Annotated in this window: 18 protein-coding genes; 7 read left to right on the plus strand and 11 right to left on the minus strand. The window is 72.7% G+C overall.

Going from position 1 to position 16,795, the window contains the following annotated elements:
- Window positions 1–31 precede the first annotated feature (31 nt).
- Window positions 32–514, plus strand: coding sequence for a DUF2505 domain-containing protein (locus tag CCO04_RS18415; protein WP_215815562.1), 483 nt, complete (start codon window positions 32–34; stop codon window positions 512–514).
- Window positions 515–516: 2 nt separating this feature from the next.
- Entirely contained in the window at window positions 517–999 is a 483-nt protein-coding gene (locus CCO04_RS18420; protein ID WP_215815563.1) for a DUF2505 domain-containing protein, read from the plus strand.
- Window positions 1,000–1,193: 194 nt separating this feature from the next.
- Here the strand turns inward: CCO04_RS18420 and CCO04_RS18425 are convergent, their stop codons facing one another.
- Window positions 1,194–1,361, minus strand: coding sequence for a hypothetical protein (locus CCO04_RS18425; protein ID WP_215815564.1), 168 nt, complete (start codon window positions 1,359–1,361; stop codon window positions 1,194–1,196).
- Between the two features lie 14 nt (window positions 1,362–1,375).
- Window positions 1,376–2,833 (minus strand): wax ester/triacylglycerol synthase family O-acyltransferase, encoded by a 1,458-nt coding sequence (locus tag CCO04_RS18430; RefSeq protein WP_308281334.1) that lies wholly within the window; start codon window positions 2,831–2,833, stop codon window positions 1,376–1,378.
- Window positions 2,834–2,975: 142 nt separating this feature from the next.
- Here CCO04_RS18430 and CCO04_RS18435 point away from each other — a divergent pair, with 142 nt between their 5' ends.
- A complete protein-coding gene (locus CCO04_RS18435; protein ID WP_215815566.1) occupies window positions 2,976–3,335 on the plus strand; it encodes a hypothetical protein in 360 nt (119 codons plus the stop codon).
- Window positions 3,332–4,654 carry a hypothetical protein gene (locus CCO04_RS18440; protein WP_215815567.1) on the plus strand — a complete coding sequence of 441 codons (1,323 nt, stop codon included), beginning with the start codon at window positions 3,332–3,334 and terminating at the stop codon, window positions 4,652–4,654. The genes CCO04_RS18435 and CCO04_RS18440 overlap by 4 nt, the downstream gene beginning before the upstream one ends.
- 157 nt (window positions 4,655–4,811) lie before the next feature.
- Here CCO04_RS18440 and CCO04_RS18445 read toward each other — a convergent pair whose 3' ends face one another.
- Window positions 4,812–6,053 (minus strand): hypothetical protein, encoded by a 1,242-nt coding sequence (locus tag CCO04_RS18445; RefSeq protein ID WP_215815568.1) that lies wholly within the window; start codon window positions 6,051–6,053, stop codon window positions 4,812–4,814.
- Window positions 6,054–6,063: 10 nt separating this feature from the next.
- Window positions 6,064–6,747, minus strand: a complete 684-nt coding sequence (locus CCO04_RS18450) for a hypothetical protein (protein WP_215815569.1) — start codon at window positions 6,745–6,747, stop codon at window positions 6,064–6,066.
- A 99-nt stretch (window positions 6,748–6,846) separates the two neighbouring features.
- Here CCO04_RS18450 and CCO04_RS18455 point away from each other — a divergent pair, with 99 nt between their 5' ends.
- Window positions 6,847–7,092 carry a helix-turn-helix domain-containing protein gene (locus tag CCO04_RS18455; RefSeq protein WP_215815570.1) on the plus strand — a complete coding sequence of 82 codons (246 nt, stop codon included), beginning with the start codon at window positions 6,847–6,849 and terminating at the stop codon, window positions 7,090–7,092.
- Window positions 7,093–7,116: 24 nt separating this feature from the next.
- On the opposite strand, the gene CCO04_RS18460 is transcribed toward CCO04_RS18455, so the two are convergent.
- Genes CCO04_RS18460 through sigE form a run of 3 tightly spaced genes read right to left on the minus strand, consistent with a single transcriptional unit; the run spans window position 7,117 to window position 9,765 of the window.
- Complete coding sequence (locus CCO04_RS18460; protein WP_215815571.1) at window positions 7,117–8,589, minus strand: S1C family serine protease; 1,473 nt, start codon at window positions 8,587–8,589, stop codon at window positions 7,117–7,119.
- A gap of 55 nt (window positions 8,590–8,644) precedes the next feature.
- Window positions 8,645–9,157 (minus strand): hypothetical protein, encoded by a 513-nt coding sequence (locus tag CCO04_RS18465; RefSeq protein ID WP_215815572.1) that lies wholly within the window; start codon window positions 9,155–9,157, stop codon window positions 8,645–8,647.
- Window positions 9,154–9,765: an RNA polymerase sigma factor SigE gene (gene sigE, locus CCO04_RS18470; RefSeq protein ID WP_215815573.1), complete on the minus strand. Its 612-nt coding sequence runs from the start codon at window positions 9,763–9,765 to the stop codon at window positions 9,154–9,156. Before sigE ends, CCO04_RS18465 begins: the two co-directional genes overlap by 4 nt.
- 165 nt (window positions 9,766–9,930) lie before the next feature.
- Here sigE and CCO04_RS18475 point away from each other — a divergent pair, with 165 nt between their 5' ends.
- The gene (locus CCO04_RS18475) at window positions 9,931–10,590 is read left to right on the plus strand and encodes an O-methyltransferase (RefSeq protein WP_308281335.1); all 660 of its coding nucleotides are present in this window, start codon (window positions 9,931–9,933) and stop codon (window positions 10,588–10,590) included.
- Between the two features lie 147 nt (window positions 10,591–10,737).
- Window positions 10,738–12,978: an MMPL family transporter gene (locus CCO04_RS18480; protein WP_215815574.1), complete on the plus strand. Its 2,241-nt coding sequence runs from the start codon at window positions 10,738–10,740 to the stop codon at window positions 12,976–12,978.
- Between the two features lie 100 nt (window positions 12,979–13,078).
- On the opposite strand, the gene CCO04_RS18485 is transcribed toward CCO04_RS18480, so the two are convergent.
- The 4 genes from CCO04_RS18485 to CCO04_RS18500 all read right to left on the minus strand — a co-directional run bounded on the left by CCO04_RS18485 (window position 13,079) and on the right by CCO04_RS18500 (window position 16,774).
- Window positions 13,079–14,680 (minus strand): leucyl aminopeptidase family protein, encoded by a 1,602-nt coding sequence (locus CCO04_RS18485; protein WP_308281336.1) that lies wholly within the window; start codon window positions 14,678–14,680, stop codon window positions 13,079–13,081.
- Window positions 14,677–14,844 carry a DUF3117 domain-containing protein gene (locus CCO04_RS18490; protein ID WP_075018558.1) on the minus strand — a complete coding sequence of 56 codons (168 nt, stop codon included), beginning with the start codon at window positions 14,842–14,844 and terminating at the stop codon, window positions 14,677–14,679. The genes CCO04_RS18485 and CCO04_RS18490 overlap by 4 nt, the downstream gene beginning before the upstream one ends.
- 122 nt (window positions 14,845–14,966) lie before the next feature.
- On the minus strand, window positions 14,967–15,356 hold the full coding sequence (locus CCO04_RS18495; protein WP_215815575.1) for a hypothetical protein: 390 nt from the start codon (window positions 15,354–15,356) through the stop codon (window positions 14,967–14,969).
- A complete protein-coding gene (locus tag CCO04_RS18500) occupies window positions 15,353–16,774 on the minus strand; it encodes a hypothetical protein (protein ID WP_215815576.1) in 1,422 nt (473 codons plus the stop codon). The genes CCO04_RS18495 and CCO04_RS18500 overlap by 4 nt, the downstream gene beginning before the upstream one ends.
- Window positions 16,775–16,795: the final 21 nt, after the last annotated feature.

Below are 16,795 nucleotides of genomic sequence, written 5' to 3' on the forward strand. Positions count from 1 at the left end.
CACAACACGCGGGTAGGACATGATGTCTCGTATGCGATACAGCCGTGAGCTGGCCTACGACGCCGCGCCCGACGAGGTCTTCGCGATGCTCGCCGACCCCGCCTTCCGCGAGAAGGTCGCCGCCGCCCAGCAGGTGGTCTCGGTCGCGGTCACGGCGACCCCCGCAGGAACCGGCGTCCACCTGGTCATCGACCAGGTCCAGAACACCGCCGGCCTGCCCGCCATCGCCAAGAAGATCGCCGGCGACACCACCCAGGCAGTGGTCCGGGAGGAGTGGTCCGGCCCCGCATCTGGGACGATCGAGATCACTGCTCCGGGCAAGCCGACCCGAGCCGCCGGCACGGTCACCCTGGTGGCCGACGGCGCCTCGACGAAGCATGTCGTCGACCTCGAGGTCACCGTCAAGGTGCCCCTGGTCGGCGGCAAGCTGGAGAAGCTGATGACCGACAACATCGACGCCGGCCTGTCCGTGGAGCACTCCGTGGGCGTGGCCTGGTTGAAGGGAGACCGCTGACGATGGCCACGCGCCTGGTCCACAAGATGGTGTACGACGCCCCGGCGAGCGAGGTCGCCGCGATGCTCTCCGACCCCCTCTTCCGGGAGGAGGTGTGCCGCAACCAGCGCGCGACGTCCTTCGCCGTCACGATCGAGGGCGGGATCGACGCCAAGGCCGTGCGGATCGAGATGGAGCAGCCCACCGACAAGGTGCCGTCGTTCGCCAAGAAGTTCGTCGGCGCCACGACCACCATCGTCCAGACCGAGACCTGGGCCGACGCCTACCAGGCGACCATCGTGGTCGGCATCCCCGGCAAGCCGGGCGAGATGCGCGGCACCGCGATCCTGGCCGAGGTCGACGACGTCACCACCGAGACGGTCGAGCTGGAGATCAAGGTCAAGATCCCGCTGGTGGGCGGCAAGATCGAGGAGCTGCTCGCCAAGCTGCTGGGCAGCGCGCTGCGGGCCGAGGAGCGGACCGGGAAGGCCTGGCTGAGCCGCTAGGCCGAGGCTGTTGCGCGGTCAGGTGTTGGCCGCGCGGCGCCCGGCGGCTGCTGGGCCAGCTTCGCCGTGGTCGAGATGTCAGGGTTCAAGCAGCTGCGCGCAGGGCAGCGGGTCCGGTTCGAGTTCGATGCCCTGGATCTCGACGGATACCCGTTCACCGCGCGCCGCGTCGAGCCGCTCCTCGACTGACGACCTCAGCGATCGGGCCCGGACCTCGGGTCGACCTCTTCACGCGCGTCCGCGCGCCGGCGGAAGAAGATGACGATCCCGAGCACCACAAACGGCCCGAACGCCAGCACCATCGTGGCGATCTGCTCGGCCGGGTGCAACGCACCGAGGTGGAGGGGGATCACGAGGTCCATCGTCGCACCGTGGCTCAGGAGCCGCGCTTCGGCGTCCCCTTGGTGGTACGACGCCCGCGGGGCGCGCGCTGCCGGGTCGGTGAGGAGACGTCGATGAGCTCGTCGAGGGCCTCGCGCACGCAGGAGGCGAGGACGTCGGCGTCGGGGATCCAGTCGCGGTCGGCGGTGATGCCGTAGTAGACCCCGCCGTCGTACGACGTCACGCCGATCGCGAGCGGGTGCCCGGGGGTGAGCGGTGGGACCGGGTAGCTCGCGAGCATCCGGGCGCCGGAGGCGTAGAGGGGGGCCTGCGGGCCGGGCACGTTGGTGACCGAGATCTGGTAGCCCTTGCGCAGCTCGGCCGCCGCGACCCGCGAGCCGATCGCGTGGAAGGTCGTGGGGGCGAAGCCGGCGATGCCGGCGAGGCGGTTGGCGGCGACGCTGCGGCCGGTGTCCTTGTGCGCCTGGAAGGAGTACGACACCTGGTGCAGGCGCACGATCGGGCTCGGCTCCCCCACCGGGAGGTCGACGAAGTGGGCGGCGATCTGGCTGCCGAGCGAGGTGGCCTCGAGCTCCTCGTCGATCACCGACACCGGTACGACGGCCCGGACCTGCCGCAGCCCGCCGAGGGACTCCGCGCGGGTCATGAGCCAGGCCCGCAGCGCCCCGGTGATGGTGGCGAGGACGACGTCGTTGATGGTGCCGCCGTGGGCCTCGCGGATCCGGCGGTAGTCGGAGAGGCGGGTCTCGACGGTGACCACGCGGCGCTGCTGGGACAGCGGGCCGTTGATGACCCCGCGCGACTTGGGCCGGCGTCCGGCGGCGGCGGAGAGGAAGGAGCGCGCCCGCTCGCTGCGCTGGTCGGCGGTGCGGGCCAGCGCCCGGGAGCCGGTGCGGACGGTGTCGAGCAGGACGCCCGGGTCGGTGAGGTTCTCGCGGACCGCGCCGCCGAGCAGCGTGGCCGGGTTCGGCGAGCGGCGCGGGGCCCAGTCGTCGGGGTCGAGCTCGCGGGCCTCGGGCTGCAGGTCGAGGAGCAGCTGGCCGAGGTCGACGGTGTGCACGCCGTCGACGAGGGCCTGGTGGGTCTTGGACAGCACCGCCACCCGGCCGTCCTCGAGGCCCTCGACGAAGTAGATCTCCCACAGGGGGCGGGTCCGGTCGAGGGGGCGCGAGACGATCCGGGAGACGAGCTCGAGCAGCTGGGCGGAGGTGCCGGGGCGCGGCAGCGCGGAGCGTCGTACGTGGAAGCCGAGGTCGAACTTCTCGTCGTCGACCCACACCGGGTTGGCCAGGTGGCCGGGCACGGCCTGGAGCCGCTGGCGGTAGCGCGGCACGAACGCGATCCGGTCCCGGATCAGCGCCACCAGGCGGGCGTGGTCGAACGCGTCGGCGCCCTCGCCGGGCTCGAAGATCTCGATGGTCGCGTTGTGCTGGGGGGTCTCGGGGGACTCCTCCTCGAGGAACGTCAGGTCACGCGGTCGCACCCGGTCCACCACGTCGTCCTCCAGCCTCTGGACCGATCCCTCAGGATCGTCGGCGGCCCCATCCCGCCGCCGTTGGGATCACCGTGAGATTCTGACAGAGAACCCGAGCATCCGTGGGTACGTCCAGGGGTGTCCTGACGAGGAGGAATGCATGCAGCGGCTGCGCACCATCGGCGCGGCGCTCGCCACCGTCACTCTGCTGGGGGCCGTCTCCGCGTGCGGCACCGACGACAAGGCGAGCACCGACAAGACAGTCGTGATCGACATCACCGTCAAGGACGGCAAGATCACCCCGAGCGGCGACCGGGTCAAGGTCGGCACCGGCCAGCCGGTCGACCTCGTCGTCACCGCGGACACCGCGGGCTCGCTGCACATGCACTCCGACCCCGAGCAGGAGTTCGCCTACGACAAGGGCACCAAGACGTTCCCGATCTCGATCGACCGGCCCGGAGTGATCGAGGTGGAGTCGCACGACCCGCCCCAGATCATCGTCCAGCTCGAAGTCCGTTGACCGGGGACCTCCAGGCCCACGGCATCGGTGGGCAGGCCGACCTGCCCATCCCGCTGGAGCTCGCGGTCTCCGGCGCCGTGGCGGCCCTCGTCGTGTCGTTCACCGTCCTCATCGTCGCCTGGCGCCAGCCCCGGTACGACGTACCGCGGGCCGGGCGCGCCGCCTGGGCCTTCCTCGACCGGGTCACGGCCGCCCCGGCGTTCCACGTCGTGCTGCGCACGATCGGCATGGTCGTCGCGCTGTTCGCCGTCGCCACCGCGGTCTTCGGCCAGGACTCGCTGACCAACCCGTTCTTCGGGATGGTCTACGTCTGGTGGTGGGTGGGCCTGGTCTTCGCCTCGGCCCTGCTCGGCCCGGTGTGGAAGGCGATCAGCCCGGTCCGCACCATCAACGCCGCACTCGCCAAGATCTCCGGCGGCGACCCCGAGACCGGGCTGCGCGAGTACCCCGAGCGGCTCGGCTACTGGCCGGCCGCGATCGGGCTGTTCGCCTTCGTCTGGCTCGAGCTCGCCTCGACCCACCCGACCGAGCTCGGCACGGTCCGGCTCTGGTGCGCGCTTTACGTCGGCGTGATGCTGGTCGGCGGCGCGATCTTCGGCAACCGCTTCTACGAGAACGCCGACCCGTTCGAGGTCTACTCCTCGCTCATCGGCAAGCTCTCGCCCTGGGCCCGCGTCGACGGCCGGCTGCGCCTGCGCAGCCCGCTGGCGAACCTCGCGACCGTGCCGGCCAAGCCGGGTCTCGTCGCGGTCGTGGCTGTGCTCTTCGGCAGCACCGCCTTCGACTCGTTCGGCGAGTCCTCGTTCTGGGTGAAGTTCTACCAGAACGCCTCGGTCAGCAAGTCGATCATCGACAACATCGCACTGGTCGGGTTCTGCGTGATCGCGGGCGTGCTGCTGGCCGGTGCCTGCGCGCTGACCACGTCGGCCGCGCACTACCCACGCTCCCAGCTGCCCCGCCGCTACGCGCACTCGATCATCCCGATCATCCTGGCCTACATCCTGGCCCACTACCTGACGCTGTTCGTCGACGTCGGCACCCAGACGCTCGCCCGCGCCAGCGACCCGTTCGGCAAGGGCTGGGACATCCTCGGGACCGCGGGGCTCGAGCCGTCGTACTGGTTCTCGTACCACCCGACGCTCCTGGCCACGATCAAGGTGCTCGCGGTCGTCGTGGGTCACGTGGTCGGCGCGGTCGCCGCGCACGACCGGGCGCTGACGCTGCTGCCCAAGCGCGACCAGGTGCTCGGGCAGCTGCCGCTGCTCGTGGTGATGGTCGGGTTCACGGCTGGCGGGCTCTACCTGCTGTTCAGCGCCTAGGGGGCGTCTCCGGCGGCGGCGCCGTCGCGAGCGGGGCTTGCGGTCGACCTGGCAAGGCCGAGTCGCGAAGGCGGGCCGGAGGCCCGTCGAGTCGGCGAGAACGCCGCCGGGTCGGCCGCAAGCCCCGCGCAGCAGGCGCGGGCGCCGGAGAGGCCCCCTATGCGCGGGCTCCGGGCGCCCGCGCCGGTACGCCGGCCAGCGCGTCGACGAGCCGCGCGAGCGCCCGGCGCAGCGCGGAGTCGCCGGACTCGACCAGCATCCGGCCGGCGACCAGGGCACGGTCGACCGCGGCCTGGTCGTCGGGCAGGACGTGGACGCCGTCGTGCGCCCCGAAGCCGGCGAGCAGGGCGCGGACGTCGGGTTCGCGCCAGCCGAGGGTGGGGCGCATCCGGTTGACCACGACGCGGACCCGCGTGGTGGGCACGAGCTCGCGCAGCTCGCCGAGCGCGCGGGCCAGGCGGGCCAGGCCGACCGGGTCCGCCGTACCGACCAGGAGGATGTCGTCGGCCGCCTCCAGCGCCTCGCGGGTGAGCCCGTCGCGCTCGGGCCGGCCGGTGCCGCCGGGGTCCCCGAAGGGATCCGGGGCGATCGCGAAGCCGGTGTCGACGACCACCTGGCCCTCGCTCCGCGCGCGGTCGAGGAGCGCGGTGAGCGCGCCCGGGCGGACCTCGGGCCAGCGGTCGGGGCGGGGCAGCCCGGACAGCAGCCGGAGGTGGGCGGAGAGGCGGCGCTGGGTCGCGGTGAAGCGCTCGTCGAGGACCCCGGAGGCGGCCAGGCGGGTCGCGGCGAGCAGGCCGGAGACCTCGTCGAGGACGCCGAGCTGCTGGGCGAGCGTGCCGCCGTACGGATCGGCGTCGACCAGGAGCGTGCCCAGGCCGCGGCGGGCCAGCTCGCCGGCCAGGCCGGCGGCGAGGGTGGTCCGGCCGGGGGCTCCGGCGGGGCCCCAGACCACGATCACGCGGCCCTGGCGTCCGGGAGCCGCCCGGGGCGCGGCCGTCGCCGGTGCGGGCGGAGGCGGCGGCGGAGACGGTGGCGGCGGGAGGTCCGTGGACGGCAGCGCGACCAGCACCGCGCCGAGCTCGTCGACGCGCTCGGCGGCCAGGACCGTCGCGATCCCGAGCCGCGCCGCCCGCTCCGTGCTGTGACCGGGATCGGTGGCCACGCCGACCATCCGGACCCCCTCGCGGCGCAGGTCGTCGACGACGCCCTGGTCCAGCCCGGGCAGGTCGACGCCGAGGACGGCGGCCTCGGCCTGACCGGTCCGCGCGGCGGCGAGCAGGTCGGCGACGTCGACGCAGCGCTTGAGGAGCACGGTGCCGGGGTGATCGGCGAGCGCGGCGAGCGCGCGCGACTCCCAGGCCGCGCCGGTCGAGACGAGGAGGACGACGATGACGCTCACGACCGCCGCCTCACGAGCGCTGGAGGATCCGGATGACCGGGTCCTGCAGCCCGCCCAGCAGCCGCTCGAACGCCACCGCCCGGTCGTCGTCCACGGCCACGACGAGCTGGCGGGCGCCGGTGACGCCGAACGTATCCTCGTACGACGGCGCGGCCACCACGGTCACCTCGCTGAGTGCCGGTCCCCCGCCGTCCGACCCCGCCCCGGCCCCGGCACTCCGCCCAGGCCCGTCGCTGACCCAGACGTCGACCACGGAGCCCGCACCGACGTCCGGCGGCACCCGGTTCGGGTCGACCTCGAGCGGCACCCGGAGCACCGGCTCCGCGGCGGCCGGGCCGACCGCGGAGCGGGCCAGCAGCTCCCCCGCCCCCACCGCCCGGACCAGCACGAGGTCGGCCGGCACCGGCCGCTCGGCGGTGAAGTAGCGCTCCTGCGCAGCGGCGTCGGTGAACCGGACCCGCTCGACGACGAGGTCGTCGGTGCGCAGCGGCGTACCGGCGCCGCGCTCGGCCCGTACCGCCCACACCGCGACCGTGTCGTCGGCCGCGGCGAGCAGCCGCGCACCCACCACCACCGAGCCCGCCACGAGCAGCACGCCGAGCCACAACCGCGGGTCACGCCATGCCGGACGCACCACCCGCTGGGCGGGTGGTGGAGCAGGCGTGCCCGTCGCGTTCCCGAGATCTCTGGACACGCGCTCATCATGCAGGCCGGCGGCCGTCTCGTCATCCGGCTATCCACAGGCCCCGTCACGCCGGCTGCGGCCGGCGCGCGCGGGTGCGACGATGGGCCCATGGGACTCCCCTCGGACGGCCCTCGGTTCCTCACGCTCGCCGACGTGGCCGAGGTGCTCAACACCTCCAGCGCCCAGGTCTACGCGCTGGTGCGCCGGGGCGAGCTGCCCGCGATCAAGATCGGCGGCCGCGGCCAGTGGCGGGTCGAGGCCAGCCGACTCGAGGACTACATCCAGCAGCAGTACCGCGCCGCGGCACGCTACGTCGCCGACCACCCGTTCAGCGAGTCCGACGCCGAGGTCTGACCCGGCAGGCCGGCCGGCGCCCGGCTAGCCGTTCTTGCCGTCGAGGGTGACCTTGACCTTCTTCTCCGCCGAGCCGCGCAGGATCGTGAACTCGATCGTCTCGCCCGGCTGGTGGGTCCGGATCGCGACGATGAGCGCGATGCCGTCGGTGACCCGGTCGCCGTTGACGTGGGTGATGATGTCGCCCTTGCGCAGGCCGGCCTCGGCAGCGGGCGTGCGCGGCAGGATCTCGTCGAGCTCGGCGCCGTCCCCGCGCGCCTGGCCCCCGGTCGCGACCTGGGCCCCGATCACCGGGTACTGCGCCTTGCCGCTCTTGAGGATCTGGTCGGCGGTCACCCGGACCTGCTCGACGGGGATCGCGAAGCCGACGCCGATGTTGCCGGCCTCGGAGTCGATGGAGCCGCCGCCAGCGGTGGCGATGGCGGAGTTGACGCCGATCACCTCGCCCTTCTGGTTGACCAGCGGGCCGCCGGAGTTGCCGGGGTTGATCGCGGCGTCGGTCTGCACCGCGTCGATGTACGACGACTCGTCGGCCGACGAGCCCGTCGTGACCGGGCGGTGCAGGTAGCTGACGATGCCCGAGGTCACCGTGTCGGGCAGGTTGAGGGGCGAGCCGATCGCGACGACCGGCTCCCCGACCTGGAGCTTGCTGGAGTAGCCGAGCTTGGCCGGGGTGAGCTTGTCCTTGTCGTCGACGTAGAGGATCGCGAGGTCGTAGACCGAGCTGCGCCCGACGACCTTGGCCCGGTACTGGTTGCGCTCGTGGTCGACGACCGTGATCTCGCCGCCGTTGGCGGCGGCGTCGGCGACGACGTGGTTGTTGGTGACGATGTGGCCGTTCTTGTCGAGCACCCAGCCCGAGCCGCTGGCGCCCGCGGACTGGCCCTTGTAGTCGGCGACGATCTGCACGGTGCTCGGCAGCACGGCCTTGGCCACGGCGGCGACCGAGCCGGGCGCGGCGAGCGGGGCGTCCGGCTCGAGGTCGACGCCGCCCAGGCCCTGGTCGGAGTAGGCCGGACCCGACGGCGAGTCGTCGGCGACCCGGTCGTAGACGAGCGCGCCCAGCACGCCGCCGCCGAGGCCGACGACGAGGGCGAGCGCGGCGACGGCGGGCCACACCCAGCCGGCGGGGCGTCCCGAGCCGGTCCGGCCCGTGCGGTGGCTGCCGGGCGCCGGAGGGCCACCGGGCAGCCGGACCGTGAGGTCGGCGGCGGTGGGCGGCACCGGCGGGGGCGGCGGGAGCAGCGAGGGCGCCATCGCCAGCGGCATGGTCGGCTCCGGTACGGCGACCGGCTCCGGCTCGGGCACCGGGTGCGAGGGCGGGGTGAGCGGGGCGCTCGGGGCCGACGGCACGCTCTCGGCCAGCGGTACGTCGCCCGGCCCGGGCGGCGCCCACGGCGAGGGGGCCGGAGCGGGGTCGGCCGCCGCGGCCGGGTCCTCGGCGGGAGCCTCGAGCGGCTCGGTGGGCTCCCGGTCGGACTCGTGCGCGTCGTTCACGGGACCATCATGTCCGATGGGCCCGAATCACCGGTCCCGCAGGTGGACCCGAGGCTCAGGGCAGCATCCGGCGCACCGGCACGGGCAGGTTGCCCGGGAAGCCGTTGGGCGACGGGGTGGTGCCGGTGACCGGCGCGGCCGGGGTGGCCGGCGCGCTCGGCACGGTGGTGTTGATCTGGGTGGCCGGCGGACGGCGGTCGGCCGGCGGCGAGGAGCCGACGCCGAAGCCCAGCGCCAGGACGCCGAGCATGGCGGCGCCGACGGCGCCCCCGCCCAGCATCACCGCGCCGGTGGCCCGGCGGCCCGCGCCGGAGGCGCCCGCGTCGGCGAGGATCGCCTCGCCCGGGGGCATGCTCAGCAGCGAGCCCTTGAGCCCCGACGGCGCGCCGCGCTCGGCGGTGCCGGAGGCGCACAGGCCGGCCAGCCGGGTCTTGACCCAGCCCTCGCGCTCGACGAGGTCACGGCAGGCGTGGCAGTGGTAGACGTGGGCCCAGGCCTCCTCGGTCTCCCGTGCGGTGAGCTGCCCGTCGAGCAGGGCACTCACCCGGTTGCCGAGGTGGCCGATCACGAGGCTGCTCCGCCGACCGGCATCGGGGCCGGGCCGGCGAACCGGGTCCGGCCCGCGGTCGGGGCGCGGTGCGCGAGGGCCGCGCGGAGCAGGGCCCGGCCACGGTGGATGCGCGAGCGGACGGTGCCGAGCTTGGCACCGAGGATCTCGGCGATCTCCTCGTAGCTGAGCCCCTCGATGTCGCACAGCACGACCGCGGCGCGGAAGTCCGGCGGCAGGTCGGCCAGCGCGGCGGCGACGTCGTCGTCGAAGGTCTGGTCGGCGTACGCCGTCTCGGGCGCGAGCTCGGCGCTGGCGAGCCGCGCCGCACGCTCGTCGGAGAGCGCGTCGAAGCGGATCCGCTGCTTGCGGCGGGCCTGGTCGAGGAAGAGGTTGGTCGTGATCCGGTGCAGCCAGCCCTCGAACGTGCCGGGGGTGTAGGTGTGCAGCGAGCGGAAGACCCGGACGAAGACCTCCTGGGTGAGGTCCTCGGCGTCGTGACGGTTGCCCGTCAGGCGCAGCGCCAGGCGGTAGACACGGTCGGAGTGCTGCTCGACGATGGTGCCCCAGTCCAAGTCGGACTGCCCCTGCCCGCTGGGCTGGGGGTGGGGATCGACGGGCTCCTTCATCGTGGCCTTCTTCCGCTGGATCAGTGCCAAGGTCTCCTGGCTCCTCTCACCGTAGGGGCGGGAACTGAGGGTTCCCTGTGAAATACCCCAACGATCGGCAACGATCGGGTGTTCCCCCGGCGTCGGCTCCGACCCGCCGGGCGCGCGAAGCAATAGGGTGAGCCAGTGGCTCCGACACCGATCAACGCGACCAGCTGGACCTTCGCCGACACCTACGTCGACGAGGACGACGTCCTCGTCGCCGCCCGCGCGCGTGCCGAGGAGGTCGGCGTGGTGCCCATCGGCGCCGGCACCGGCGCCACGCTGCGCTTCCTCGCCTCCGTGCTCGAGGCCCGCGCGATCGTCGAGATCGGCACCGGCACGGGCGTCTCCGGCGTCTGGCTGCTGCGCGGCATGCGCCCCGACGGCGTGCTCACGACCGTCGACGTCGAGGCCGAGCACCAGCGCCTGGCCCGCGAGTCGTTCAAGGACGCCGGCATCGCGCCCCAGCGGGTGCGCACCATCGCCGGCTCCGCACTCGACGTCCTCCCCCGGCTGACCGACGGCCACTACGACATCGTCTTCGCCGACGGCGACAAGCACGAGTACGGCGCCTACCTCTCCGAGGCGCTGCGCCTGCTGCGCCCCGGCGGCGTGGTGGCCTTCGACAACGCGCTGTGGCACGACCGGGTCGCCGACCCCGCCCAGCGCGACGAGCAGACGGTCGCCATCCGCGACCTGGTCCAGCAGGTCGCCGCGACCGAGGGTCTGGTGCCCGCGCTGCTGCCCGTGGGCGACGGCCTGCTCGTCGCCAAGAAGGAGTGGGTCCCCGAGTCCGGTGACTGACCGGAGGGGACCCCGACCGCGGTGACCCCGGTCACACGACTTTCGGCGGGTCTCGGCACGACCTAATCACCTGGACACGCTTTCCTCCCTCGTGGAACGCTTTTGGCGTTCCGGTCGCGTCGGGCGACCCTTGGTGGAAGGTGTTCGATGGCCTCGTTCCTCTACAAGATCGGCCGGTTCTCGTACCGGCGATGGTGGGCCGTCCTCGGCATCTGGATCATCGCCGCCGTCGTGATCGCCGGCGTGGGCAGCGCCGTCAAGGAGCCGTTCAAGGACGACTTCAACCTGCCGGGCAGCGAGGCCGTCAAGGCCCAGGAGATCCTCCAGGACGCGTTCCCCAACACCACGGACACCGAGTCGCTGACCGGCACCGTCGTCCTGAAGTCCAAGAACGGCAAGCCGCTCACCGACCCGAGCAACGCCGCGGCGATCGCCACGGTCGTCGACAAGCTCCGGGAGGCCCCGCAGCTGACCGACGAGCAGCGCGCCGCGATCGTCGACCCGACCAAGGGTCCGGGTGCGGCCGAGACGCTGAGCAAGGACGGCGAGGTCGCCGTCATCAACCTGGCGTTCAACGCGAAGTTCACCGACAGCGACGGGCTCAGCAAGGCCACCAAGGACGCCGTCGAGAAGGCCAAGGAGGCCGGCCGCGACGCCGGCCTGACCGTCGAGACCGCCGGTGCGTCCAACACCGAGCCGGCCGAGCCCCCGGCCGAGATGATCGGTATCGCGATCGCGATCGTCGTCATGGTCATCACGTTCGCCGCGCTGCTCTCGGCGCTGATGCCGCTGGTCTCGGCCATGATCGGGATCATGCTGTCGAGCTCGATCATCCTGATCGGCACGAGCTTCCTCACCCTCGGCACCTCGACCACCGGTCTGTCGACGATGATCGGCCTCGCGGTCGGCATCGACTACTCGCTGTTCGTGATCTCCCGCTACCGCTTCGAGCTGCTCAAGACCGACGACCGCTCGCACGCCGCCGGCATCGCCGTCGGTACGGCGGGCTCCGCCGTCGTCTTCGCCGGAGCGACCGTCATCATCGCGCTCGCCGGCCTCTCCCTGACCGGGCTGTCGTTCCTGGCCCAGATGGGTCTGGGCGCGGCCGTCACCGTGCTGCTCGCCGTGCTGGTCGCCCTGACCGTGCTGCCCGCGCTGCTGGGCCTGTTCAAGTCGATCGTCTTCAAGCCGCGCCTGCCCGGCCTGTGGACCCCCGACCAGACCGAGCGCCGCACCACGGGCGACCGGATCATCAGCGCCTTCATCCGCCGGCCGCTCCCCTACCTGGTCGGCGCGGTCGCCGTCCTGGCCCTGGGCGCCATCCCGGTCGCCAACATCGAGCTCGGTCTCGACGCCGCCCAGCCCTCGGACAAGGCCGCCCTGGCGATCCAGTCCGACGCCTTCGGTGCCGGCAAGTCCGCCCCGCTCGTCGCGATCGTCGACGCCCGCGACGGCGGCGACCTCAAGGCGGCCGAGGAGGCGTTCACGGCCAAGGTCAAGGACCTGCCCCACATCGCCAAGGACGGCTTCCTGGGCCCGATCCCGAACCCGGACGGCACGGCGGCGCAGTTCATCATCGTGCCCGACAGCGGACCGTCCACCGCCGAGACCTCCGACCTGCTCGAGAAGGTCCGGGACGCCTCCAGCGCGGTCGGCTCCAGCACCGACACCTACGTCGGGGTCGGCGGCATCGCGGCGATCAACGCGGACTTCTCGCACGCGCTGACCAGCAAGCTCCCTCTCTACCTCGCGGTGGTCATCGGCATGGCGTTCCTGCTGCTCATGATCGTCTTCCGCTCCGTGGTGATCCCGCTGATCGCCTCGCTCGGCTTCCTGCTCTCGATCGCGGCCACGTTCGGCGTCACGGTCGGCTTCTTCCAGGACGGCTGGCTGGGCTGGATCGCACCGGAGGACCGGGGACCGATCCTGGTGTTCATGCCGATCTTCCTCATCGGCATCGTGTTCGGCCTGGCGATGGACTACCAGGTCTTCCTGGTCAGCCGGATGCGCGAGGAGCACCACCACGGCGCCCCGACCACCGAGGCGGTCCACATCGGCTACCGCGCCGGTGCCCGGGTGATCACCGCGGCCGCGCTGATCATGTTCTCGGTCTTCGCCGGCTTCACGCTCTCGCACCTGACCTTCTTGAAGCTGATGGGCTTCGCGATGGCCACAGCGATCGTGTTCGACGCCTTCCTCGTCCGGATGGTCATCATGCCGACGGCGATGCTGGTGCTCGGCGAGAAGTCCTGGTGGATGCCGCAGTGGCTCGACCGGATCCTGCCCAACATCGACGTCGAGGGCGACAACCTCCGCGCCGGTGCGCCGGAGGACCAGATCGACCCGGACTCCGATCCCGACCAGGATCCGCGGCTCGTCCCGGCCTGAGCCCCCGGAGAACGACGAACCGCCCCGGTCAGCAGCTGCTGGCCGGGGCGGTGTCGTCCGTGCGGGGTCCGATCGGGCCGCTGGGTCCGAGCGGTGCTGCTCAGTCCTGGTCGCCGACCCCGGCGAGCGGGTCGACCGAGCCCAGCCACGACAGCAGCAGGCGCGAGCCGAAGCCCGAGGGACCGACGGTCCACTCGTAGGAGTCCTTCTCGACGTCGCCGACCGAGGCGATGTCGAGGTGCGCCCACGGGACGTCGCCGACGAACGGGCGCAGGAAGAGCGCCGCGGTGATCGCGCCGGCCCCGCCGGGGTCGTTGCTCGCGTCGGCGACCTTGGAGGCCAGCTTGTCGTCGTAGCCGCGGTAGAGCGGGAAGCGCCACAGCGGCTCGCCGGCGCGCTCGCCGGCGGCGCTGAGCGCGGCGGCGAGGGCGTCGTCGGTGGCGAAGAGGCCGCCGACCTGCTGGCCGAGCGCGACCTTGACCGCGCCGGTGAGGGTGGCGACGTCGACGACGAGCGCCGGGTCGAGCTCACTGACCGCGTAGGCGAGGGCGTCGGCGAGGACCAGGCGGCCCTCGGCGTCGGTGTTGCCGACCTCGGTGGTGCGCCCGCCCCAGTGGGTGAGGACGTCGCCGGGGCGCAGGGCGCTGCCGGAGATGGCGTTCTCGGCGGCGGCGATCAGCCCGATCACGCGGACCGGGCAGTCGACGTCGGCGAGCGCGGCCATCGTGGCCAGGACGACCGCGCCGCCGGTCATGTCGCGCTTCATCGAGCCCATCGATGCGCTCGGCTTGATCGAGAGACCGCCGGAGTCGAAGGTGATGCCCTTGCCGACGAGCACCACGACCGGCAGCTTCTTGGCGGCCCGCGCCGAGACGCCGCCCGGCGTGTAGTCGAGCCGGATCAGGCGCGGCGGGGTCGCGGAGGCGGCACCGACGGCGAGGATGCCGCCGAAGCCCTCCTTGGCGAGCTGCTGCTCGTCCCAGACCCGGACGTCGAGACCCGCGGCCGCGGCGACCTCCTCGGCCTGCGCGGCCAGCCACGCGGGGTTCTTGAGGTTGGAGGGAACGGTCGCGAGCAGCCGCGAGCGCCAGCCCGCACCGCCCAGGGCGACCGCGCGCTCGAGTGCCGAGCGGTCGGTGGCGGCCGGGGCGCCGGCGAGCACCACCCGTCGTACGGGCGTGTGCTCGGGGCCGGTCGAGCGCCAGTGGAAGACGAACGAGCCGAGCATGGTGCCGGCCACGAACGCCTCGAGGGCGACCGGGTCGTCGGGCGTGGCGTCCTCGGCGACGGCCGGGATCGAGGTGACCACGGCGGCGCGGTCGCGCGCGGCCTTGGCCATCGTGGCACCGGCCCGGCGCAGGTCGATCGGCCGCGCGGCGCCGACACCGACCAGCAGCACCAGGCGCAGCGCGGGATTGCTCGCGGACCCCTCGGGCACCGGAACGGTCGCCACCTCGCCGGTCGCGCCGGTCAGCCCGTGCACCTCGGCGATCCCGACGAGGTCGAGCGCGAGCTCGTCAGCGAGCTCGGCCGCACCGAGCCCGAGCAGGATGCCGCCGTCATCCCCCGGGAGCACCGGCAGCGCGACGACGTCGACGCCGGTGATCGCACCGGGCAGCAGCTCGCTGGCCGCGAACTCGGGGGGTGAGACCTGGCCCGGGAGCACCGGGCCGGACGTGCGGGTGGTGACCGGGGAGGTCACCCGACCACGTTCTTGAGCGCATCGCCGAGCGCGGAAGCCTCCTCGGCATTGAGCTCGACCACCAGTCGGCCGCCGCCCTCGAGCGGGACGCGCATCACGATGCCGCGACCCTCCTTGGTGACCTCGAGCGGACCGTCACCGGTCCGAGGCTTCATCGCCGCCATGCGGCACCCCTCTTCCACTACCTCTGCGAGCTGTCGAGCACCCTGTGCACCCGACTGTGCGCGTGACCATTATCGCCTATGCCCCACAAGGCGCGCAGCCGAGACTCGCCCTTGGGCGTACCTCAACGCTCCGCAGTGCCTTCGGGCGCGGGCATGACGACCTCGGCGGCGAGCACCCGGACGGCGTCCAGGACCAGCCGGCGACCGGCACTCCCCTCGTGGTCCGGGTCGTGCCACAGGCCCGCCCAGGTGAGGGTTCCGCGGCCGACCCGGGCGTGGATCGAGCGGTACTCCAGCGGCGCGTCGGGGGCGCCGGCGATCCGCTCCAGCACCGCCGCGACGCCGGGATCGAGGGGCTCGTCGCGCTCGCGCTCGGCCATCGCGTCGAGGTCCTCGCGGACCCGGTCGAGCGCGGCGCGCAGCGCGTCCTCGGCGGCGCGGGTCTCGAGCGCCGCGAGGCTGGGGTGCTCCGCGGCCCCCTCGCTCGCGTCGTACGCCGCCGGGCCGCTCACACGTAGCCGCCGTCGGACGAGCCGGAGCCCGAGCCGGGATAGGTGCCCTCGAACGGCCCGGGCGCCAGGATCACGGTGTCGTCGTCATCGCCGTCGTCGTCGAAGTCGCCGGACTCCTCGGGATGCTGACCCGCGAGGTCCGCGATCGCCTCGTCGAGCTCGGTCTGGGCGCCGCTGACGGACTCGTCGAAGCTCGGCACATCCTCGAGGTTCTTGGTGATCTGGTCGAGGTTGGCCTGGAGCGCGTCGATGCCGCCGCCGGCGTTGACGCCGGGCAGCTCCTTGACCAGGTCGAGGATCTGCTGGAAGACCTTGAGCCGGTCGGCCGCGACCTGCGCCCAGGCGTCGATCTCGTCGACGAGGTTCTTGCAGTCCTCGATCATCTGGATGAGCTCTTGGATGTCGTTCCAGATGTCGGTGATCGCCGCGAAGCCCTTGTCGATGATGTCCCAGGCGAGCGAGACCCAGCCGATGATCGGCACCGCCTTGGAGCCGATCCGCGAGGCCACCTTGGCCAGCTTGAGGCTCATCTTGACCATGACCTTCTCGACCACGATCGCGATCTCCTCGGAGACCTTCGCGACCCACGCGTAGACGTGCTCGCCCTGTCCGACGCCGGTGCCGACGGCCTTGAGGACGAGGTTGTAGGCGTTGAGCTGGGCGACCAGCCCGAGCGAGGCCTGTCCCTGGAGCGCGAGGGTGGTCTTGCCGGACAGGAGGCTGAAGTTGGTGCCCCAGTCGCGCATCGCCTTGCCCATGATCGTGCAGGCGTTGCCGTTGCGCTGGATGACCTCGTAGTTGCCGGAGAGCGGGTAGACGATCATCTCCCGCAGGCTCTCGCCGGGCAGCTTGGGCACGTCACCGATGTCGACGCCCGCGTCGCGCGCGACGCCGATCGCCCAGTTGATGCCGTCGATGCCGCTGTTGATCGTGTCGCGCAGCCCGTCCCAGGTGTCGCTCGCGACCTCGAACCGGTCGTCGTGCTGGCCCGCGAGCTGCTCGCCGCCCTTGTCGGGCTCGCTGAGGTCGATCGGGACCGGGTCGAGCTTGAGCGCCTCGATCGCGGCCGCGACGTCGGGCGCGCCGCCGTCCTCGGCGATGCCGGCGGCGAGGTTGAGGAAGGCGTGGTTGACCGCGCCGTCGGTGAGGTCGATGTCCTTGGCCGAGAGCACGACCGCGTCGCGCACCCCGGACCAGCGCCCGGCGAAGAAGGTCTGCATGTCGGTGAAGTAGCCCTGGAGCGTGGGCATCACGTCGGCGATCGGCTTGAGCGCGCAGAGGTCGTAGTCGAAGCCCTCCTTGCTGCACACCCAGGTGTTCGCGTAGTCGCGGATCTTCTCCGAGTCCCCGCCCACGTCGTCGAACACCGTGAGCAGCTGCTCGAGGTTGCCCCAGTCGATCTGCAGGTCGATGGTCATCGCTCTCCGTCCCGGTACGGT

Source organism: Pimelobacter sp. 30-1 (assembly GCF_018831735.1).
Taxonomy (GTDB): domain Bacteria; phylum Actinomycetota; class Actinomycetes; order Propionibacteriales; family Nocardioidaceae; genus Nocardioides.